The organism is Flavobacterium sp. SLB02, from assembly GCF_009664855.1.
GTDB lineage: Bacteria > Bacteroidota > Bacteroidia > Flavobacteriales > Flavobacteriaceae > Flavobacterium.
On sequence record NZ_CP045928.1, the window covers coordinates 2,313,926 to 2,335,868 of the forward strand.

Annotated in this window: 16 protein-coding genes; 3 read left to right on the top strand and 13 right to left on the bottom strand. The window is 36.1% G+C overall.

Annotation, left to right across the window (positions count from 1 at the left end; translation table 11 throughout):
- The 12 genes from GIY83_RS08760 to GIY83_RS08815 form a co-directional block, all read right to left on the bottom strand.
- A partial coding sequence (locus GIY83_RS08760; RefSeq protein WP_208686339.1) for a T9SS type A sorting domain-containing protein occupies positions 1–1,020 on the bottom strand: 1,020 nt, incomplete at its 3' end.
- Positions 1,021–1,115: 95 nt separating this feature from the next.
- The gene (locus tag GIY83_RS08765; protein ID WP_208686341.1) at positions 1,116–1,787 is read right to left on the bottom strand and encodes a bifunctional 4-hydroxy-2-oxoglutarate aldolase/2-dehydro-3-deoxy-phosphogluconate aldolase; all 672 of its coding nucleotides are present in this window, start codon (positions 1,785–1,787) and stop codon (positions 1,116–1,118) included.
- A gap of 3 nt (positions 1,788–1,790) precedes the next feature.
- On the bottom strand, positions 1,791–2,798 hold the full coding sequence (locus tag GIY83_RS08770) for a sugar kinase (protein WP_208686343.1): 1,008 nt from the start codon (positions 2,796–2,798) through the stop codon (positions 1,791–1,793).
- 19 nt (positions 2,799–2,817) lie between these two features.
- Positions 2,818–3,570, bottom strand: a complete 753-nt coding sequence (locus tag GIY83_RS08775) for an SDR family NAD(P)-dependent oxidoreductase (protein ID WP_208686345.1) — start codon at positions 3,568–3,570, stop codon at positions 2,818–2,820.
- Between the two features lie 33 nt (positions 3,571–3,603).
- Positions 3,604–4,869 carry an MFS transporter gene (locus GIY83_RS08780; protein ID WP_208686347.1) on the bottom strand — a complete coding sequence of 422 codons (1,266 nt, stop codon included), beginning with the start codon at positions 4,867–4,869 and terminating at the stop codon, positions 3,604–3,606.
- A 214-nt stretch (positions 4,870–5,083) separates the two neighbouring features.
- Entirely contained in the window at positions 5,084–5,425 is a 342-nt protein-coding gene (locus GIY83_RS08785; RefSeq protein ID WP_208686349.1) for a cupin domain-containing protein, read from the bottom strand.
- 7 nt (positions 5,426–5,432) lie between these two features.
- Entirely contained in the window at positions 5,433–7,643 is a 2,211-nt protein-coding gene (locus tag GIY83_RS08790; protein ID WP_208686351.1) for an alginate lyase family protein, read from the bottom strand.
- An 11-nt stretch (positions 7,644–7,654) separates the two neighbouring features.
- Entirely contained in the window at positions 7,655–9,091 is a 1,437-nt protein-coding gene (locus tag GIY83_RS08795; RefSeq protein WP_208686353.1) for an IPT/TIG domain-containing protein, read from the bottom strand.
- A gap of 15 nt (positions 9,092–9,106) precedes the next feature.
- Complete coding sequence (locus tag GIY83_RS08800) at positions 9,107–11,404, bottom strand: polysaccharide lyase 6 family protein (protein ID WP_208686355.1); 2,298 nt, start codon at positions 11,402–11,404, stop codon at positions 9,107–9,109.
- Between the two features lie 10 nt (positions 11,405–11,414).
- Complete coding sequence (locus GIY83_RS08805) at positions 11,415–12,914, bottom strand: RagB/SusD family nutrient uptake outer membrane protein (protein WP_208686357.1); 1,500 nt, start codon at positions 12,912–12,914, stop codon at positions 11,415–11,417.
- A 16-nt stretch (positions 12,915–12,930) separates the two neighbouring features.
- A complete protein-coding gene (locus tag GIY83_RS08810) occupies positions 12,931–16,071 on the bottom strand; it encodes a TonB-dependent receptor (protein ID WP_208686359.1) in 3,141 nt (1,046 codons plus the stop codon).
- A gap of 195 nt (positions 16,072–16,266) precedes the next feature.
- Positions 16,267–16,998: a FadR/GntR family transcriptional regulator gene (locus tag GIY83_RS08815; protein WP_208686360.1), complete on the bottom strand. Its 732-nt coding sequence runs from the start codon at positions 16,996–16,998 to the stop codon at positions 16,267–16,269.
- Positions 16,999–17,594: 596 nt separating this feature from the next.
- On the opposite strand from GIY83_RS08815, the gene GIY83_RS08820 reads away from it, so the two are divergent.
- Positions 17,595–19,502 (top strand): sialate O-acetylesterase, encoded by a 1,908-nt coding sequence (locus GIY83_RS08820; RefSeq protein WP_208686362.1) that lies wholly within the window; start codon positions 17,595–17,597, stop codon positions 19,500–19,502.
- 213 nt (positions 19,503–19,715) lie between these two features.
- Here the strand turns inward: GIY83_RS08820 and GIY83_RS08825 are convergent, their stop codons facing one another.
- Positions 19,716–20,051: a helix-turn-helix domain-containing protein gene (locus tag GIY83_RS08825; RefSeq protein WP_208686364.1), complete on the bottom strand. Its 336-nt coding sequence runs from the start codon at positions 20,049–20,051 to the stop codon at positions 19,716–19,718.
- Positions 20,052–20,173: 122 nt separating this feature from the next.
- Here GIY83_RS08825 and GIY83_RS08830 point away from each other — a divergent pair, with 122 nt between their 5' ends.
- Both GIY83_RS08830 and GIY83_RS08835 read left to right on the top strand, forming a co-directional pair.
- Entirely contained in the window at positions 20,174–20,977 is an 804-nt protein-coding gene (locus GIY83_RS08830) for a DNA alkylation repair protein (RefSeq protein WP_208686366.1), read from the top strand.
- Between the two features lie 503 nt (positions 20,978–21,480).
- Complete coding sequence (locus GIY83_RS08835) at positions 21,481–21,867, top strand: hypothetical protein (RefSeq protein WP_229029249.1); 387 nt, start codon at positions 21,481–21,483, stop codon at positions 21,865–21,867.
- Positions 21,868–21,943 lie beyond the last annotated feature (76 nt).

The following is a 21,943-nucleotide window of genomic DNA, read 5'->3' on the forward strand; positions in this document are numbered from 1 at the left end:
CTTTTTATCGGTTTTGAATTTTAATATATAAGTCCCTTCTTCCAGGTGGGAAAGATCTATTGAACTTACATTAATATCTTTCCCTTCGTAAACCTTTTTGCCTTGAAGATCCACAATTATGATATATTCGAATTGCCTTTGCTGGTTAAAATTCAATGTGTCTTTTACCGGATTTGGAAATACAAAAGATCCTTCTTTTTCGATATTTAAAATGGAAAGTGATGAAGTTCCAATTTCTTGTATGGAGAAATCTGCAAACAAAAGTTCTTCATCGCGTAATTGCTCTTGACTCAAAAGGCTCCTATAAATTCCCCATTTTGGGCGGATTCCCTCTGCATTATCGCGCCAGGTTCTGATACTATTATTGGAATAATTTATCAATGTAGAATTGTCGCTGATTTTCTTAATTAAAATGGCATATTTCCCCTTCTCCCCATAGGTAATTGTTTCGGTAACTTCCACCCAGTTTCCTTTAAAAGAAGACAAATTTGCACTCGCTACTTCATTTGCTATCAAACTATCAGAATGCATTACCTGCAGCTTTTGGTTACTTCCTGCTCTTGTAATCAAGGAAACTACAGGAATACTTTCGTGTGGACCTCCATAGGCTTTTATCTGGTGAATGTGGGTGAATTTATTCGATGGCTGAAAACCTGCATCGAGTTTAAATTTCCATTTGTAAATTACTGTTTCTCCGTAGGTTCCAATCAAATTATCCGGCGATTGATTGTAGGTCTTGATTTCGTTACGCTGTCTGTCAAACTTGATGCATCGGTCGTTATCCGGTGTAACGTGAATGTGAAATTTAAAAACATACTTGTTGAGTTGTGCATCCCAAACTTCTTCTATGTGGCGACCAAAATTAGTATCAACACAATCTGGGGTTTCGGTAACGTCATAACCTGGGGCAAAAACGCTGTTAATTAATTCATAGGTATTTCCTGGACCATCTGCAGATAAGGTGACTTGAGCCAAAGAAATTTGGGTTAGTAAGAGGATTGAAAGATGTAATGTTTTCATGTTTCTGTATTAATTATTTTTTCTTTGTGAAGCTTATTTATTTTGCATTTAAGTTTTTTTGTAAAGCTTAGCAAAGCTAAATGTTTGACTTTAGCCTACTTTTTATACTTCTTAAATGCTTCAACAGATAATTTTGCTGCCCTTTTAATTTCTTCAAAATCAAAATGACCTTCCTTATTTTTTACAAAAAGCTGAGAACCTAACCCAACGCAATGTGCTCCGGCAGAAAACCACTCTTTTAGATTTCCGTCTTCGGGTTGTACGCCGCCTGTAGGCATAATGTTTGACCACGGACACGGACCTTTTGCTGCTTTTATAAATTCTGGGCCACCCACCTGCTGAGCCGGAAAAATCTTTACGATATCAGCACCAAGACTTTCAGCATAATTAATTTCTGTCAATGAACCACAACCCGGCATCCAGGGAATTTTTCTTCTATTACAAGTTGAAGCAACTTCTGGGTTGACAATTGGTGCCACGATAAAATTGGCACCACTCTGAATATATAACGAAGCAGTACCTGGGTCAATTACCGAACCGATTCCCAAGATTAAATTCGGAAGTGTTTCCTTGGCGAAAGTCACCAATTCTTCAAAAACCTTGTGTGCGTTGTCTCCCCTGTTTGTAAATTCAAAAATCCGAATACCTCCATCATAGACCGCTTTGAGAATTTCTTTACATACATTCACTTCTTGGTGGTAAAAAACGGGAACTATTCCGTTTTCATTTATCGCATTTAAAACCTGTAATTTTGAAAATCCTGCCATTGTTTATCGTATTAATCTACCGAAGGTATTTCCTTCCGCAATTTGGTTTATTTCGTTAAAGTCGGCCAAATTGGCATCACCTTCGATCGTATGTTTTATAGCACAAGCTGCATTGGCAAAAGCCACCGAATCTTTTTCAGAAAAATTATGCAGTTCTCCAAAAATTGCTCCAGCTGCAAAAGCATCTCCTGTCCCTATCCTATCCACGATGTGGGTTATTTCAATCGGTTCGCAACAAAACATATCTTTGCCATTCCACATTCGGGCTTCGATTTTGTGCCAAGACGCATTCTTTGCGGTTCTTGTCTTATCATAAACCTTTTTCAGCCTAGGAAATTGTGCTATCAATGCCTTGCTTCCCTCTTTAAAATCTTCGTCAGAAAGCGAAAAATCAGCACCTAAAAGTTCATTGAATTGTTCAGTCCCTCCGATAAATACATCTGAGAGAGCTACCAATTCTTTTAAGGCTTCTTCAGCTTTTCTTCCATATTGCCAAAGTCCGGCCCGGTATGCAGGATCACAAGAAACGGTTACTCCTATTTCTTGGGCAACCATCAAAGCTTCTTTTAAAGCCAGAAAATTATTCTCACAATGAGCAGGCGTAATTCCTGTCCAGTGAAACCAATGGGCATCTTTGAAGATTGAAGCCCACGGAATTGAATTTGGTTTTAAAGCTCTGAAAGCCGAATGGTTTCGGTTGTAAGCAATGACTCCCGAGCGAACAACAGCTCCTGGTTCTGCAAAATAAAGGCCTAAAGGTTCTTCCCCCTTTTGTACAAAAGAAGTATCGATCCCATTACTCTTTAGATTGCAAATAGCAGCTTTGCCTAAGAAATCATCTGAAACCCGGCTAACGTGAAGAGCATTACAACCTAAAATGGAAAGGGAAACCGAAACATTTGTCTCGGTCCCTCCATAATAAATTTCAAGCTGATTGGTCTGGGACATTTTTTTAAATCCCGGAGGTGTCAGCCTTGCTAGTATTTCACCAAAAGTGACTACTTTTTTCATTTACTTTTATTCAAGATTATTAACTAAATGCCAAACCACCGTTGATATCAATGTTGTTCCCTGTCAAAAAAGAAGACTCCTCAGAAGCCAGGTAAGCTACTAAATCAGCTACCTCAGATGCTTTTCCTTCTCTTCTCAAAGGTGTTCCGTTTGCAACGTTTGTACGAACTTCCGGTTTTGTAAAAGTATCGTGGAAAGCTGTTGCAATCATCCCTGGGCAAAGCGCATTTACACGGATCCCCTGAGGACCAAATTCTTTTGCTAAGCCTCTTGTATACGTCATCACAGCACCTTTTGCAGAAGCATAAAGTGCAGCACCAGGACCGCCACCATCACGACCCGCCTGAGAAGCGAAGTTAATAATTGAAGCACCTGATTTCATCAATGGCTTGAATGCTTTTGTTACCAGGAAAACAGATTTGAAGTTCACGTCAATCATCATGTCAAAGAAATCTACGTCCATTTCTTCAATTGATTTTCGAGCAATCAGTCCTCCGGCAACGTTTACTAAAACGTGTACTTCTTTACCAAAAGCTTTTTTAGATTCGCTTACCAGGGTATCGATATCTTCCTGTTTTGTCATATCACCTTGCACGATGATTGCCTTTCCACCGGCTTGCTCTATTAATTTCAAAGTCGTGTCCCCGTCTTCTTGGTTGAGATAATAATTTACGACAACATTGGCACCTTCTTTAGCTAATTTGATAGCCACTTCTCTTCCAATATCTCTTGCTCCGCCTGTTACTACGGCTGTTTTTCCTTTTAATTTCATTTTGATTCTATTTAATGTTTATTTATATTCTAACTATTTTACTGGCTGTATTTTCTTGATTAATGCGAAAACTGAAAAGACTCCGAGCGGCACAAATGCGGCGATGATAATAAATGCCGGAGTGTAGGATACCTGAGTAATTACAGGGATGAGAAAATTCATTAAAATGACAGAAACAACTCCAATTGAACCACCTAAACCTGCTAATGTTCCTACTGATTTTTTATCCATCAAATCGCTAGGCAATGTCTGAATATTTCCAATGGCAAACTGAAATCCAAACAATACGAAAGAGACTATTACCACAAATTTCAGCGGTGTGTCTCCGTAAAATATGGTGGCCAATAATCCTAAAAACATAATGGCTCCACCGATGATAATTGCAATTTTTCTGCCTCTGTCAACCGATTGTGTTTTGGCTATAATCATTCCCGAACACCATCCACCTGCTAAACTTCCTATTGCTGCTCCAACATAGGGAACCCAGGCAAAAAGACCTATTTGCTTTACATCAAAACCATAGGTCTTTTGAAGATATAAAGGCATCCACCCCACAAAAAGCCACCATATTGGTTCCATAAAAAAGCGACAAGCAATCACACCCCAACTTTCTTTAAAAGACAGTATTTCTGATATTGATTTACCTTTTACTTGATTTTCTTCTACTGTTGATGTTGCTGCTTTTCCGTCTAAGATTAATCTTCTCTCTTCTTCAGTAATCCAGGGATGGTCTTTTGGAAGTTTTTTATATACAATTAACCATGGAATAATCCAGATTAATCCCATAGCACCAATAACAACAAAGGTTGTTTTCCATCCATAACCTGCAAACATGTAAGCGATGAAAAGTGGCGCAATTACATTTCCAATAGAAGCTCCTGCATTAAAAATTCCTTGTGCAATTGCCCTTTCTTTTAAAGGAAACCATTCAGAGTTACTTTTTACGGCCCCGGGCCAGTTGCCGGCTTCAGAAATTCCGAGTGTCACCCTTACTAATGTTAATGACATTACACCTTTTACAGCAAAATGAAATAACGAAGAGAGCGACCAAACTCCAATAGCAATTACAAAGCCAAGACGCGTACCAATTTTGTCAAAAAGCTTGCCCGATAAAGATTGTCCCACGGCATAAGCAATCATAAAGCAATTGAGGACAAAAGCATAATCTTTTTCATCCATTTGCAAATCCTTGCTTATAGCCGGCCACATAATCGATAATGCAGAACGGTCGATGTAATTGATGATTGTTGCAATACCAATCAAGGTAATGATCCACCATCTTAATCCTTTTACTTTCATAATTTACTTTAAAAGGCTTTTTCAAGCCAGATTACTATTTCGTTTCAAAACATTCTTCATGAGATTTGGATATTCTGCAATATTTCCGGCTTTAAATTAGCCCACATCCATAGTTGGAGAATTGCATGATGATCCGAGATCGTCAATGGCTCCAAAATCTTGTTTATTAAGTATTGATTTATTACTTACTCCAATTTGTTGCAGCAGGCAGGCATTACATTAAAAAATCTTCTCTTATGGGGCTGAAAACATCTATTAACATCCCGGCTTCCAGACAAATTGCTCCGTGAAGAATGTTTGGCTCAATGTAAAAAGCGTCTCCCGTTTGAAGAATTTTCTTTTTGTTATTAATTGTCACTTCAAATTTTCCTGAAACTACATAAGAAGTCTGTGAATGATAATGCTGGTGAATGGGACCGATTCCTCCTGTTTCAAAGGCTACTTTAACCATCATAATACTGACATCATAACCTGTAATTTGTCTTTTTACACCTTGGGAAACTGCTTCCCATGGATTTTCGTTTTCTACATAAAATGCTTCTGTTCTGATATTCATTTTGTCTTTAATTTGTAATTAATATGTAATTTCCTTTCCACTCCATATTTTTTCCGTTAATGGAAACCTTATGTTTTGAATCTGGTTTTGCTTCTTTATTTGAAAATGCCAACGTGTATGATTTCTTATTTTTAAAAGTCACCAAAACTGCTGTGTAATTATCATCCTGTTTCAAAATTTGAATACTTTCTACTTTTGAATGTGGGTCCTGAACTGACTCTAGTTTTGGATCAAAGCTTCCGTGAGGTTCAATAATGCTGACAAATGTGTAATTTTTCTTGTCTTTCGTTCTTAGCATGTAACCCGATTCATTTCTCAAGTTGAAATTTGGGTCATTTGCTCCAAGTCTTGTCACAACCAAACTATTGGTAGCATCTGTCAAAGTTGAAATCGTGTAAAAACGGTTGTCATTGAGCCAGGTAAATTTTGAAATCCCTTGATTTGCCTTGGCTTCTGCCAACTTCCATAAATGTTGGTAGCCATTATTTTTTCCTAATGGAGAAAGGCTTGTCAAGGTTGGTTCGTATTTAAAATCGGTTTCCATAACGTGACCGCTGAACATAAAGTTCAAGTCGTATTGATGGTTTTCTTTTGATTTTAAAGAAAAGATATCGACAATAAAAGGCGTATCGGCTCCAATCAAAGCAACTGTTCTTTGCATTTCCACTCCAGGATAGGCATTTACTTCCAAGGCACTTGCAATCTGTATTTTTTCCGCAGATGAAATATCAGAGAAAATTGTTTTTGGTACTTGTTTTTCAGCTTCTTTCCAATCTCCATCGAAATGTGATTTTTCATCAACAATTACCGTATTATGTGCAACTGAAGTTTGTGCCCAGGTCTTATTTTCATCCAAATATCTTCCACCGCTTTTTGATTCTACATTTAAGAAACGAGCCGCGCCGTAATCTTGCAAAATCTCTTTGTCATTATTGAAAAGCAATATTCCCAAACGATCAAAATGCCCATGACCCATACCTTGCGAAGCAAATTTAAAAACGCCCGTCAACTGTTCGTCTTTTTTCTTTGTATGCATTCTGAAAAGCGCCAAACCGCCTGATTTTCCTTCTGGCCCGTCTGTAATAATCAACGGATTTTTCACAAATTCCTGCTTCTTCATTCCATTTACAGCTTCTGCAGATTTTAAACCCGCCCCTGTAATTGAAACTTCATTTTGCTGTTGAATAACGGGCAAAACCGAAGGATCATTATAATTTTCAAAGACAATATTTGTGGCAAAAACCAATTCTTCTGTCATATAATTTTTCTCCTTCAAAGCATCATTTATCGGAAAGAAATAACCCTTGGCATCGGTCAATTGCAAAACCGTGTTTAATGCTTTTTTAAGCAATTGCTTTCTATATTCAAAAATCTTCAGTTCTGGTTGATTTCTATTGATGGCTTCTGCAAAAACCATAAACGGCTGCAATGCATATCGTTGGTAATATGGTCCTTCAGAATAATATCCGTCAGGGGAAAAAAGCATATCAATTTGTTTTAGAAAACCTGTTTTTTTGTCTTTTGCAGAACCGGTCAATGCACGTTCCACCATATCTTTATCACCTAAAACATAACCTGTCATTCCCACTGCGGCTACAGACCAGGTTCCATGATTGTGGATTTTATTGAAGGTATCCTTTCCGCCTTCGCTTTCGCTTAAAAATGCAACCATACTTCTGAAAACATCTCTTTCTATAATTTCACGATTTTTTGCATCGATGCTTTCTTTAACCAAATCATACGCCTGGATTCCGTGAACCAGCCAAACGCAATCGTTTAGTCCCTGCCAGAATAATTTTCCAGAATTCTGCTCTGCTTTTCTCTTTGGATGCAGTGGCAGACCTGGATAAATCCTGGCATATTCCAAAAGCATTTCTTCAACGAATTTGGCATATTTCTTTTCTCCGGTAACTTGAAAAGCCAATCCGGCATAATACAATTCTCTGTAATTTTTTTTGTGTTTTTCGTGCGTGTAACCACCACCATTATCTACAGGAATTGGGACTTCAATTTTACTTTCCAATGCTTTATCAGCATCCTTTTTTACTTTTGAAAAAGATTTCTCTAAGATTTTATAGTCCCCTAAATGCTGACTGATATTCTTTGCTTCAGATTTTGACAAAAGTAAAATAGGCTCATATTGTTGGGCAAAAGCAGCATTTGCAAACACTAAAAAAAGTGCTGTAAGTCCTATTGCTTTTATGGTTTTAATTTTCATTCTTGTATTTTTTAATTAAAGGAGTTTGTCAAATCCACTGCTCCAATTCCTGTCAAAACTTCATCAGTGATGATGTACCAATCTGTGTTCACTTCTAAAGGAATATTGGCTTGATTATCTGTCAAGTAATTCATTCTCATGTAGTTTCCGCCTGCGAAATCAGAAGCTGTAACCGTTGGAAACATTTCTCTCAAACGAACAGCTACTAAAACCCATTTTCCATTTGTATTATAATGAACCAGTTTTTTGCTTACTGCAGCAGTTGCGTACAAGCGTAATGTTGGCGTGGTATTGTTTGTATTGAACCAAAAATGCAATACCGGATTGTTGTTAAAAGCACCGTTGTCAAATGCTGTTTTCCAAGTGGTGTTTGTGGCAAGAGAGAATCTCATATATGCGATACTGCTTCCGTTATCTGTTGGAGACTTCATTTTTAAGTGGTGGTAACTTGTACTGCTTGGAAACGGAGGCTGTTCTACTGTTCCGTTAAGTTGGTTCGCCGTAATTTGTGCAGCCTGACCCGCAGTAATTACTTCCATTCCTTGTGTTTCAAAGTTGAAATACGTTTGAACATCACGATTGATGTATGCCACTTGCGGACTTGAAACTACTAGTCCTCCGCCGTAAATCAAATTGATTACATAAAACCCTGTTGGCAAATTTGCTGGCGGTGCGAATGAAACGCTTGTTGGCGTTACGTCAAAAGTTGCAATTGCAGTTCCGCCAAAACTAATTGCCGTAACTAAATTCATATCTGTTCCTCCAATAACAACTTGCGTGTTTTTTAAGACTGCTTTGGGAAAACCGGAAACTTCCGGAGTTGGAATATCGATGGTATAATTGTCTTTTAACGGAAGGGTAACTTCGCCCGAAACTGTATTGTAGCTATAGGTTAAAGCCAATGGACTTGGTCCTGTGTTTGGCGTTTTCACAATTAGAGTTCGCTCATCCTGGTGTTCAATAATTCCATTAACGGCTCCAAAAGTCACTCTGGTTACCACTTGAAGATTTTTTCCCGTAATTGTAATAACTTCGTTTACCGCTGACATCATTGGAATATCAGATTTAATTTCCGGAACAGGATAAAGGATAACTAAACTTTCTGCTGATGCAGCCTCCTTATTAGAATCTGTTGTCAATTTGATAATACCACCTGTTGCGCTGGCTGGCACTTTTATGATTAAAGTATGCTGGTTTTCACGAGAATAAATTTCAGCTTCCATAGCGCCGATGTAGGCGTGAGTTACGAAATTTAAGTTTGTTCCCGTAATGGTTACCAAACTTTGGATGGGTGCAGAGGCTGGAGCAAATGATATTACTGTTGGTTGTGCTGCCAATATTTCTTCAAAAGTCTGATCTACTTCTACATTAGCATCGCAGGCAAAAACTGCAACTACAAGAACAAAGCAGATTGATTTGTAAATATTTTTAAGTATTGTACTTTTCATATATTTTTTTTAAAATTATTTAACAACTAAAATTCCAATGTCTTTTTTATCTGTACCTGCCGCTTTTAAAGGCGATTTATCTTTTAGTATAAAATTTTTAGCGTCTTGATACGAAGGATTTTTATCGATTATATTTTCTGAAACAACTTTTCCTGATAATTTCATTTCTCCTGAACTGTAGATTACAGAATTTTTAATGGAGTTGTTTTTTCCGTTCAGACGAATTGGACTTGTCAATTTTGGATTGTCAAAGAAAACGCTGTTGGTAATTTTTACGTTCACGATTCCTTTGTTTTGAAAAACCAAATCTTTTTCTGTAGCTCCGGTTTTGGTAAAAATGCAATGGTCTACAACTAGATTTCCCCCCACAGTCGATTCGTCATTTCCACCTCTGTAATAATTCAAAACCCACTGGTTGAAATCTATAAAAACTGTATTTTCCAGGATTACATTCTCTGAATTGTATTTCCCGATGTCGTCTTTTTCAGAAGAAAGGTTGATGCCGCGGAAATTATTTCTCAAAATCGAATTGCTTATTTTAATAGTATCTGCAAAGGTTCCTTTTGAAGCTTTAATCACAGAACCGCCTTCTGCATTTGTGAAATCCGAGATAATTGATTTATTCACAAAAATGCTGTAAGAACCCGGAATATCTTCCTTAGGAGAAACAATGGCGTATTTTACCGCTGCCGTATTTTTTGCCGTAAGGCTTAGACTTTCAAAAGATAATCTTGCGCCGGATTCCACTCTGAACAAATAATTTGAGGTTTTTTCAGCAGCTGGATTGAAGCTGATAATTGTCTTTTCAGCATTTTCACCTATAAAAGAAATGTTATCAGAAATTACAACTGAACGATCTAAAAGATAATTCCCGGATGTCAAAACCAATTTTGTTTTTCCTTTTGCTTTTTTTACTGCTTTTTCCAGAGTTCCAATTCCTGGTTCTACATTAATAGTTTGCTCTGAAATGGCAGCTTTGGATGTCTTTGGATTCCAAGAAGTTCCGGTTTTATTTGCAATTACCTTTGGAAAAACAGAAAAATCAATGTCGCTTTTTTCATTTGGTATAAAAATTCCCCCTTCTTTTTTCCACGATAATTTCTTTGCTGTAAAGCCTTCTGTTTTCTTTGAATTTTTACTGTCAATTATATTGTTTTTAAATACAATTCCTTTCATCTCATCAAAGAAAATTATCGCTTCTGTATCGCTTTCATTGTAAATAATATTGTTATAAATCGTAGAGTTAATAGGTGCCAAAGAACGTTCTTCGTCTTTTCCGGCGCCTAATTGAAACGAACTGGAATTGTAAAACACATTATTTATTACCTTGGCATTTTTCACCTGATTGTAACGATTCAGCGGACTGTTTGGAACGCCGTTCATCATTACCAGCGAACCTCTAAAATCTTGTCCGGTCAAACCGCAGAAATAATTGTTTTTTACCGTGTGACCTTCATTTATAATTCGAACTCCGCCAGTGTAAGGCTGGTTATTTCCAAGGAAAACATTATTTTCAACCAGGCAATCATTTCCATGACGAAAAACCATTGAACCTTGAGATTCTAAGAATAAATTGTTTCTAAAAATGTTATTGCACGATTTGTTCGAAATGATTTCTACTTCGCCATTGCATTTTTCAAACTTGTTCCACTCCACAATTGTATTGGACTGAAACATAGAATTATGGCTTGTTCCAATTCGGATTGTTTCACCACCATTTGAACCTAAAGGAGAACGTTCTCCGAAATAATTGTGGTCAATTCTGTGGTTATTGTGATGATTTTCTTCGCCTTTTAACCAAACTACCAAAGTGCATCCCTCGTTTGTTTTTCCAGCGATATAATTGTTATCAAAACGATTGTTTTTCCCCCATAACTCCACCCAATGGTTTGATTCTGTCTTTATTTGAGGATTAAAATCTGTGATGGCGCAATTGGTTACTCTTGAATTATTGGCCACTTTGCTTTTGTTCATAAAAGAGATTACAAACTTGCTGTAACCATCTTTGAACCAAAGCCCTTTTGCAACTAGATAATCGCCTGATAATTTCAAGGAAGAATTGCCCGAAAGAATTACTTTTCCTGCTGTTTCCGCTTCGAGAAAAATGGAATCTTTTGAAACTCCTTTTGCATTAAAATCAATTACCGTGTCTTTCCAGATTCCATTTGACATTACGATTCTGTCTCCCGGTTTTACTTTTGAAATAGCTTCTGTCAATTCCTCCCTGTTTGAAACTTTTATTTCCAAGGCATTGGCATTGGCTAAAAAAAGCAAACACAAGTAAGCTGTTAGTGAATATTTTAAACTTTTCATATACTTAAAATTAATATCCTGTGTTTTGTGCAATCTTCGGGTTCAGGTCGATTTCATATTGCGGAATCGGCAATAAAATTTGGTAATGTTGTAACGGACCTGTGTTTAAAGAAGGATGCGCCGGATCATTATATTGAAATTCAGTAGCAAAATGCTGTGTCATCACCACTTCTGCCCTGCCGGTTCTGACCAAATCAAACCAACGGTGATTTTCAAAAGCAAACTCTACCCTTCTTTCGTTTTCCAGAGCAATTTTAAAATTGAAATAAGTCGAAAGATCTGCCAATTTTAAACCAGCACTCGCACCAAGTGAGCGCGTTCTAACCTTATTCAGGTAACTTAAAGCTTCTGAATTTGGGCCACTTTGCTCATTAATTGCTTCTGAGAGCAAAAGCAAAGCATCAGCATAACGAAGGATAATCCAGTCGTTTCCACCATCATCAACTGCGTTAAATGTCGAATTGTATTTTGTAACATGCTTATCTGCCTTAACTGCACCGTTGAAACCTAACCAGGTGTCAGCCATAGAAGCTGCTTTTCGTGGATCGCCAGCTGTGTAAGCCTGCGACATATTATCTGTTGGCACATTCAAACCATCGCCGTTTCCAAAAACCACATAATTATCGCTTTGCAAAGGCGCGAAAAAGTTGGGATGCGGCGAACCTAAACCAACGCTTCCTGATTGGTAACGAACTGCAAACATGATTTCGTTATTGTATTCATTTCCAATATTGAAAACTGCTCCGTATGTTGGCTGCAAACTGAAATTACCACTAACAACTTCTGTTAGAACAGTTACTGCTTCACTTAAATTTGCCTTATCACCTGAAGTAAGCAATACTTTTCCAAGTAATGTTTTTGCCGCGTCAGAAGTAACTCTTCCAAGGTTTGCGCCACCTTGCGTTGGAGGCAACATTTCTGATGCTAAACGCAGGTCATTTGCAATAAATTCATATACTTCGCTTTGCGGACTTCTGTCCATTGTTTTGGCTTGCTTTCCTGAAACAGGAGTTTCAATTATGAAAACCCCACCCCAAAGACGCACCAAATTAAAGTAAGCGTGCGCTCTTAAAAAACGTGCTTCTCCTTCATATTGATTTCTTTGTGCCTGGTCAGAAACTACATTTAAATTCTGCAAAACAACATTTGAAAGATTGATCGTTTTATAACACGCTTTCCAATATTCCTGGAGATAAACATTTTGTGAACTTTGCACAAAACGATCCACTTCTCTAACGGCCAAATCTTTAGTTTCAGTTGAATTTGGATTCATATAGGTATTATCAGAACGGATTTCTGTCAAAAGCCATTCTCTATTCTGCATTCCGTAAAGGCTATTGTAAATAGAGATTACTGCCAGGTTCACTTCTGCCGCAGTAGTGTAAAATTCCCCTACACTAATTTCTGAAATGGGTTGCAAATCAAGTGTCTCATCACAGCTTGCAAAAAGAAATGCCGTACTTAATATTAAAACTTTTAAGCTTTTGACAGACCAATTATATTTTTTCATAACCTTTTATATTTTTTTAGAAATTAATGTCAATTCCGAAAGAAATTGTTCGTTGAACAGGGAAAGCACCTCTTTGATAACCTGAGATCAATGGCGAGCTGTAAACGCCTGAATTTGTAATTCCTTCTGGATTTAATCCGAAGAATCCTGATGATTTTACAAAAAGCAGATTCTCTCCAGACAAATAAAATCTTGCTTTTGTAATTCCTAATTTACTTGTAAAAACTTCTGGAGCAGAGAAACCTAAAGTCACATTTCTTAATGACATATAAGTTGCATCCTGAACTAAATAAGAAGTGTTTTGCCAAGCTCTACCATTATTTTCACGAGGCTTTGAAGCCGGAACACCTTCGCTGAACCATCTGTCCTGGGCAAAATCTTTGTATAAATAACGCATCTCATTATAGTAACCATCCCCAAAGAAAACCTCACCCCCAACAGAACCCTGAATTAGGAAATTCATATCAAAACTTTTGAAAGTGATAGCATTATAAAACCCCCAGGTAAAATCCGGGAATGGGCTGCCTAAAGTTGTTCTGTCTGAAGCATTGATAACTCCGTCACCGTTGATATCAGCCACTCGAATACCTCCAACAGCATCATCCGCAGAGTGTGGATTGTTTGCCAATTCATTAGCGTTCTGCCAAACTCCAATCATTTTATAACCATAAAATTGAACTGCCTCCTGGCCGACCTTGGCAATATATTCTTCGTTTCTTTCACCCTGACTAACGAATTGCGCTTCACCCCCAAGAGAAATCAACTTGTTTTGATTAAACGAAATATTAAATGCAGGTTTCCAGGTGAAGTCTTTGGCACGAAGATTTCCTGAAATTTCTACCTCAAAACCTTTATTTTGGATTTTTCCGATGTTGTTGAAAAATTGATTGTGCCCTGTGATATAAGACACGTTTTGTTGCAGTAACAATTTATCTGTAATGGAATAATAATAGTCAACTGTAGCGTTTAATTTGTTTCCGAAGAAACTCAAGTCAGCACCTGAATCATACTCTAGGGTCTGCTCCCAACCGATTTCCGGATTCCCAAGCACATCACCCGTTTCACCAAGTCCGGAAGTCACGCTTCCAGCACCCTGACCTAAAGAATAATTTGAAGAATATAATAAATTCGTAAAAGAATAATTGGTAATATCATTATTTCCGGTAATTCCGAAACTTGTTCTCAATTTAAACCTATTTACCCATTGGATGTTTTGTTTCCAGAAATTTTCTTCGCCCACATTCCATCCCACAGAAGCAGAAGGGAAAATTCCGTATTTATTATCTGGTCCGAACAAGGATGAACCGTCAGCACGTGCTGCAATCGAAAGCAAATATTTATCTTTATAAGAATAATTTACCCTTGCCAGAAAAGAAAGTAAACCAATTTGTTCTTTTCTTGTAAATGTTTCGTTGGCGTCAATTACGTTGGCTCCGTTTAAAGTTCCAATATAATCTGAAGGAAACTGCGTTCCATAAATTCCGGTTCCTTTAATATTTGTTTTTTGGTATGTAATTCCCCCCAAGGCGTCAATGCTGTGATTTTTACCTTTCCATTTATAATTTAAAGTGTTTTCTGTAAGAAGATCTGCTTTTAAATTACTGTCATCTTCTCCGATTGCTTGTCCGGTTTGATCCGCTTGTGAATTTCTAAAACGCTCATAATTTGAATAATCCAGATTTACGCCACCAGAAGTCTTAAAAGTAAGATGTTTATTGATTTTATATTCTAATGCAAAATTGGTCAGCATTCTGTAATCGTGAATGTACCTTTCTTCGTTTTCCATTCTTGAAATCGGGCTATTGTTATTCGTGCCCCAAAGCGAAGTGGTGAAGTTTTGCTGTACACCATTCTCATCTACGTAATTAAAATTTACGTTATTAAAATGTCTTCCGTGTGCGTACTCACCAACAGGATAACCTGTCAACGCAGAAGTATATTCATTGTGTTTTGAAGGCATAAAACTTAAAGAACGGGTCAAATCTGAATAAGAAATTGTAGATCTTCTTTTAAAACTATAAGAGGGTCTTAAATTCACGTCCAAAGTAAGTTTATCACTTAATTTAGCTTTTACGCGGGTTTGAAAATTAACACGCTTCAGGAAATTGTCTTTCATCAAACCTTCATCTTCAATATATTGACCTGAAATATAATATGTTGCATTTTTTCCACCACCAGAAACATTGAGTTCATAGTTTTTTATGGTTGCAAAATTTCTAATGCCTTCATCTTGCCAATCAGTACCACCACCAGAATGATTTGCTACCTGACGCATCCCTTTTTCACGAGAAGTATAACCTACTGTAGCCGGAGCTGCCCCAATTAAACCTGCCGTATAATTTTCTTGCAGTTGACGCTCTCTTCGCAACATGTCCGTGTACTGATAAGTATCATACATATCGATTTTTTCATAAACCGATTTTACCCCAAAGAATGATTTAAATTGATATAAAGTTTTTGTTTCAGAACCTGATTTAGTAGTCACTAAAATAACACCATTTGCTCCACGAGAACCATAAATTGCTGTTGAACTTGCATCTTTTAAAACCTCTATAGATTCAATTGTGCTTGGATTTATGAACTCCAGACCATTTGAAATCGGAAAACCATCAACCACAACCAATGGATCACTACTTGCAGAAATCGAGCCCATTCCCCGGATCCTGATTTGTGGCGCTTCACCAACTTCAGAAGTTGTATTCTGAATTTGCAGACCAGCAATTCTTCCTTGCAAAGCTTTATCTACACGAGAAACCGGAATTTCGTCAAGATTTGTATTTTCTAATTTGGAAACTGATCCTGTAATGGAAGATTTTTTTTGAGTTCCGTATCCAACAACCACAACTTCGTCAAGATTTTTGCTGTCTTCAACAAGAGAAATTGTGATATTTTGTTGGCCGTTAACGAATACAACTCTGGTTTTCATTCCCACAAAAGAAACTTGAATTGAGCTGTTTTTGTTTACAGGAATAGAAAATTTACCTTCGGTATCTGTGATTATTGTAGTTTTTGAACCCAGAACAGTGACATTTGCGCCAGGCAATGATAATTTATCAAAATCTGCAATGACTGTTCCTGTTAAAGTATATTTCTCTTGCGCAAAAACAAAAGAGGTCAGCATCAAAGCCGAGAGTAAAATAAAGTTTTTTAATTTCATAAAGATATAAGCTTACAATCAGTAACATTAAGATATAGAGCATCCTGACCGGCTTATGGCCGATGATGCTTTTTCATAAATAAGATCTGAAAATCAGATATTTAATCTTGACTTAAATGCGTAGTAAAATCCACTTCCCCAAGCGATGCAACTTCACACAATGGTCATAACCGTCTATTATTTTTGAAGAAACTTTTAAAAAATGCTTTCGTTGATATTCATTAAAGTTTCTGTTTTATTGCAATACTCATATAACGTCTTAAAATGAAATTGCAATTCACGTTTGGCTTTTTCAGGATTTTTTTCTCTTATAGCTTCATAAATTTGTTGGTGTTCTATAATATTTTCTCCATTCATTGAATTTTTACAAACATGGTATTTTTCAAAATTTGTAATAATTTCCGGAGTGATGATTAACATCAAGGTATTCAGCACAGGATTTCCACTGGCTTCAGAAATTTTCAAGTGAAACATTAAATCTTCTTCAACGGCACTTTCATTTTGTTCCACTTTATTCTTATAAGCGATTAATGCTTCTTCAATATTTTTTAGTTGCGCTTCAGTTCTTCTCTCAGAAGCTAAAGCCACAACTTGCATTTCCAACATAATCCTGCTTTCGACTAATGACTTAAAATCAGGTTTTTTTAATTGCAAAATATCTGTAATCATTCCGCTTAGCGCTGGAACTCCCAGATTTGCAACAAAAGTTCCGCTTTGTGGCAATGTTTTCAGTAATCCATAAAATTCTAATTTCTGAATCACTTCTCTTACGTTGCCTCTGCTCACACCGAATTCTTCAGATAATTTTCGCTCTGAAGGCAATCGGTCACCAGGTTTCAGCTTTTGTGAAGTAATTAATTCCTTCAACTTTTGAATGACTTGCTCTTCTTCCGGAGATTTAAAACTATTTAAACTAAATTCTTGCATTTGTAATTATAAATTGGTTGACCAAATATACGCATTTTTTTATATTAGCAAATATTAACTCATTTTTTACATATAATAAAATTTAAACACAATTATACTAATTATAAATCAAGTAAAAGGTTAAATACAAACCTTATAATTTGAAATATGTTAGCTTTTAACATTAAAACTAAAACGTTTTCGCAATTAAAAAATAGAAAATAATGCAAACTATATCGTTTTTTCAATAATTATTAACAGACTTTTCATACTAAAACTAATATTTATATGTATTTTTGTTTTATAAAGGTACAATTATACTGCATTCAGACGGTAAAACCATTTTCCACTTCCCAAAAGCGATGCAACTTTGCACAATGGATGTGTAACGTACCAATAAACAGGAGTCTATCAGCAGATAGGACTCCTGTTTTGTTTTCTACAAGTCAAACTTAAAATTCAACCTTTTACCCCCTCTAAATATTCATCAACGTTTTAGCTGTATAATTACGGACAAAGCAATTATTATTAATTAAAATTACAAAAATCGCAATTTATTTTTTGGTTAACCAATTTTAATTATATACATTTACCACACTTATTTATTCCTATTGTTTATGAAACGTATATTTTCCTTAGTCTTTTTAGCGATTTTTACAGGAGCTTTTGCAAAAGTTTCACTACCAAAGTTTTTCTCAGACCATATGGTCTTGCAACGCGAAGCTACAATCACAATTTATGGTTGGGCTGATAGGGGAAAAACAGTCAAAGTGAGTTTTAATAATAGAAATCTGGAGACAAAAGCCAACCAAAAAGGTGAATGGTCTATTGATTTCCCGGCAGAAAAAGCTGGCGGCCCTTTTGAAATGAAGATTTCAGAAGATAACACGGTTATTTTTAAAGACATATATATTGGAGACGTTTGGTTTTGTTCCGGTCAATCTAATATGGGCTGGAAACTGGAAGATGCTTTAAACGGAAAAGAAGAATTATCAAAAGCGAACTACCAAAAAATAAAACTGCTTCAGGTTTCAAGAACAATGGCTGGAACGCCGCAAAACGACATTGAAAAAGGCCAATGGGAAACATGCTCGCCTAAAAGCGGTGAAGGTTTTTCGGCAGTGGCTTATTTCTTTGGAAGAGAATTATTCCTTAAATACAATGTGCCAATAGGTTTGATAAATTCATCTTGGGGAGGTACCAATATTGAAGCTTGGATGAGCGAAGATTTGATGGGAAAACATGCTTCAGCAAGGAAAGTCATTGACAAAATGAAAACAATGAATTTTGCTGATATCGTAGAAACATACAAAAATCAATTTAAAGCTTGGGAAGAAAAAGCTGATCGACTTGATGTTGGAACACAAGAAAAATGGCACGAAAAAACATACAACACTTCCTCTTGGAAACCAATTAATCTTCCTGTCTATTGGAGCAAAGCTAAAGTAACACCTAATGATGGTGTGATTTGGGTAAGCAGAAGTTTTGATTTGACTGCAAAAGATCTAGCTTCAGACGACATCATTTTAAGCATCGGTCGTGTTGATAATGAAGACATTACTTACATCAATGGAATTAAAGTTGGCGAAAGCACTCAAAAAGACTTAGACCGCTTTTACAAGGTTCCAAAAACGGTTTTGGTGGCTGGAAAAAATATCATCACAATTCGTGTAAAAAATACAGGAGACATCGGAGGTTTTCGTGGAGATGATTCTTCTTTAAATTTAAAAACAGCTTCGCAAAAACTTTCCCTGGCGGGACAATGGCGTTATGAAGTGGGAACAAAAGATATCGAGGAAGTTCCTGAGAGACAGCATCCGACGAAATATGCTACATCGCTTTACAACGGAATGGTCACGCCTTTCTTCGGAATAAAAATCAAAGGAATTATTTGGTACCAAGGCGAAGCAAATTCTAAAAACGCAAAAGAATATGCAACGATGTTTCAAGAAATGATTACTGATTGGAGAAAAAATTGGAAATCGGACCTTCCGTTTATTTTTGCACAATTGCCAAATTATGATAACCAAAATAACCGCTGGATTACACTTCGTGAGTCACAAGCAAAAGCATTGAATTTGAAAAACACAGGAATGGCTGTATTAATTGATGTGGGTGAAAATGATAACATCCATCCCATTTACAAACAAGTTGTTGGAAAAAGAATGGCTTTAATTGCGCAAAATATTGCTTATGGAGAAAAAGAAGTTCCAGCCTCAGCACCTGTTTTTGAGAGCTATAAAGCTGACCAAAATTCGATTACGGTAACATTTAAAGGAGGAACTTTCGCTACCGAATCTGCAAAATCGAACATAAACGGTTTTATGATTGCCGGAATCGATAAAAAATTCTATCCAGCAAATGCTTTTTTACAAGCCGATTTAAAGACAATAAAACTAACGAGTTCTGAAGTTTCAAATCCTATAGAAGTCCGTTATTTGTGGGCTGATGCACCAGGAAAAATCATGCTTTACAATACAAGTGGTTTGCCCACACCTCCATTTAGAACAGATAATTGGCAATAATAACAGGTTCACACTACTGGATTATCAGACGTACAAATTTCTGCAACAAGGCAATACGGTCTTCCAAACTTATTGTAGGCCAGACACCTTGCCCGTTATCAATTATTTAAACAGTGTTTAAATTCAAAATAATGACGTTTTAGTTTCGTGGCAACATCTAATTGAGCTTTGTTTTATCAGAATACCTGATTTTAACATGAAGATCATAAATCCCTAAACTTCTTGTTTTACCAATAATTTCCCCCAGTCGTTTAGCAACCATAAGACATCTACTAGTTTTCTCCCAGTTTCAGTAAGTGAATATTCTACTCTGGGAGGAAGTTCGTTGAAAGATTCTTTAGTCAGAATGCCGTCTTGCTCCATTTCCTTTAGCTGCTGATTCAAAACACGTCTGTCTACTTTAGCAATACCGCGCAAAAATTCACTGGGACGTTTCTTTCCTTCGTTAATCTGCCAGACAATGGGAATCTTCCATTTTCCGCTGATTGTATTTACTGCAATTTCTAACGGACAAACTTTATTTTCGGCTGCTTTCTCCTGTATTTTCATAATAGTGACTTTTTTATCCCTATGCGACAATTTTGTGCGGTATTGTCCATGTTGAATCTATTTTAAACCTTTACAAAAATAATCAAATTAAAAAGACCTGACATTGTCAAATAACTACCATTATGTCTGAAATAAAACGAAAAGGATCACGCTCGGTAAAAGATATTCCTGGTTCAATATTAGCTCAGTTAAACAAGGGAGAAATTGAAACAGCTAATTTAGTAGAATGGCTTGCCGTAGATCAAAAACTACTACTTGAAAATCTACTTCAAGAATTCAAACGTACTCTTTATTTAAAACCTATTCTCAAGAGCATTGACTCTTTGGCAAAACAGACAGTCAACACCATAAATGAAACCATCGGAAATTCTCTTATGGAATTGGCCAAACAAGAAAATGATGATGAAATTTTAGAATTAATAAAATTACATCCATCAGATTTGGTTCGCTGTTGGGCTACTTATGCTATTGGCAGAAATGCCAAACTATCGATTGAAGAAATATTAATCCAAATTCAGCCTTTTGCTGCAGACAAACATTTCGGGGTTAGAGAAATATGCTGGCTGGCCGTTCGATCTGCCTTAATCAAAAATCTTGATCGGGGTTTGACAATCCTCTCAAATTGGGCCAAGAATCCAGATGAAAATATCAGGCGCTTTGCCAGTGAAGCCACCCGGCCAAGAGGTGTTTGGAGTGAACATATCGAAGAATTAAAAAAAAATCCAGAACTAGGTTTGCCTATTTTAGAACCTTTAAAATCTGACCCTTCAAAATATGTTCAAAACAGTGTCGCCAACTGGCTCAACGACGCCAGTAAGACCAAACCAGAATTTGTACTGGGCATTTGTGCTGAATGGAAGGAAAAAAGCCCTTCTAAAGAAACGGCTTATATTATAAAAAAAGCGTTGAGAACTATTCAAAAATAAAGAGAAACAAAAAAGGGGAATAGCTTTACAACTATTCCCCTTTACAATTAACTAAACTAAACCTTTATTGGTCCCCACCGTTCATAAAAGTCATCAAAAGTGTGTAAGCATTCTTTGTTACAATTTTGGATGACGTATTTATCGAAGAAGACTTAATCTGGCGGTAATCATCACTTCTAGTTCCCGGTTCTTAAGCAATATATAAGGAACTTTTATTATTTTATAATAATAAACAAACCTATAATTTAATTTATTGAACTAAAAGCTAAAAATGTTTGATGGTTTATCCATCTTAAAAACATTTTGAATGCCCAATCTTACTAGAAAAATAAACTTACTATTTTTATTTTTTACTTTATTGTAATAAATTTACCAATTAACAACTAGTTCTTTTTGAGGTAATGATAAAATCCTATTTGTAATTGATCAAAAACAGGCGAAGTTCTAAAATGTAAAAATTAGTAAAAGAATTATAATAGAAAGTGAATAGACTTCTGGAAAAATTGACAACTAAATTAGTAAAAAAGCCTAAGTTACTTTTTTTAATTGACAGTATTGGAGCCTTTCTTACTGCTCTATTATTGTTTGTAATATTAAAAAATCTTACTTACTATTTTGGTATGCCTAAAACTAATATTGCTTTGCTTTTCTCAATAGCAGCCTGTTTTTGCCTTTATTCAGCGATTTGCTTTTTATTTCTAAAAGGAAAATGGAAATTTTTTATAAAAATAATAAGCTTTGCTAATTTACTTTATTCTTTGTTGACCCTGGGATTTTTATTTGCAAATTATAACCAAATTACAAATCTAGATTTGACATACTTCTTATTGGAAATAGTAATAATTTCTGCCATTGTATATATAGAACTTAATGTCTGGTCCAGAATGTAATAAACTCTTAATTCTTTCAAGACAAAATAAATGTAAAAAAGTAAAAACATTTTTTTTTAATTTATCTTAAAAAATA

Bases quoted from the DNA above. Each gene is read 5' to 3' on its own strand.
- GIY83_RS08810 (WP_208686359.1), bottom strand. From the start codon at position 16,071: ATGAAATTAAAAAACTTTATTTTACTCTCGGCTTTGATGCTGACCTCT.
- GIY83_RS08780 (WP_208686347.1), bottom strand. From the start codon at position 4,869: ATGAAAGTAAAAGGATTAAGATGGTGGATCATTACCTTGATTGGTATT.
- GIY83_RS08825 (WP_208686364.1), bottom strand. From the start codon at position 20,051: ATGAAAATACAGGAGAAAGCAGCCGAAAATAAAGTTTGTCCGTTAGAA.
- GIY83_RS08765 (WP_208686341.1), bottom strand. From the start codon at position 1,787: ATGGCAGGATTTTCAAAATTACAGGTTTTAAATGCGATAAATGAAAAC.
- GIY83_RS08800 (WP_208686355.1), bottom strand. From the start codon at position 11,404: ATGAAAAGTTTAAAATATTCACTAACAGCTTACTTGTGTTTGCTTTTT.
- GIY83_RS08805 (WP_208686357.1), bottom strand. From the start codon at position 12,914: ATGAAAAAATATAATTGGTCTGTCAAAAGCTTAAAAGTTTTAATATTA.
- GIY83_RS08775 (WP_208686345.1), bottom strand. From the start codon at position 3,570: ATGAAATTAAAAGGAAAAACAGCCGTAGTAACAGGCGGAGCAAGAGAT.
- GIY83_RS08770 (WP_208686343.1), bottom strand. From the start codon at position 2,798: ATGAAAAAAGTAGTCACTTTTGGTGAAATACTAGCAAGGCTGACACCT.
- GIY83_RS08820 (WP_208686362.1), top strand. From the start codon at position 17,595: ATGAAACGTATATTTTCCTTAGTCTTTTTAGCGATTTTTACAGGAGCT.
- GIY83_RS08795 (WP_208686353.1), bottom strand. From the start codon at position 9,091: ATGAAAAGTACAATACTTAAAAATATTTACAAATCAATCTGCTTTGTT.
- GIY83_RS08815 (WP_208686360.1), bottom strand. From the start codon at position 16,998: ATGCAAGAATTTAGTTTAAATAGTTTTAAATCTCCGGAAGAAGAGCAA.
- GIY83_RS08790 (WP_208686351.1), bottom strand. From the start codon at position 7,643: ATGAAAATTAAAACCATAAAAGCAATAGGACTTACAGCACTTTTTTTA.
- GIY83_RS08830 (WP_208686366.1), top strand. From the start codon at position 20,174: ATGTCTGAAATAAAACGAAAAGGATCACGCTCGGTAAAAGATATTCCT.
- GIY83_RS08785 (WP_208686349.1), bottom strand. From the start codon at position 5,425: ATGAATATCAGAACAGAAGCATTTTATGTAGAAAACGAAAATCCATGG.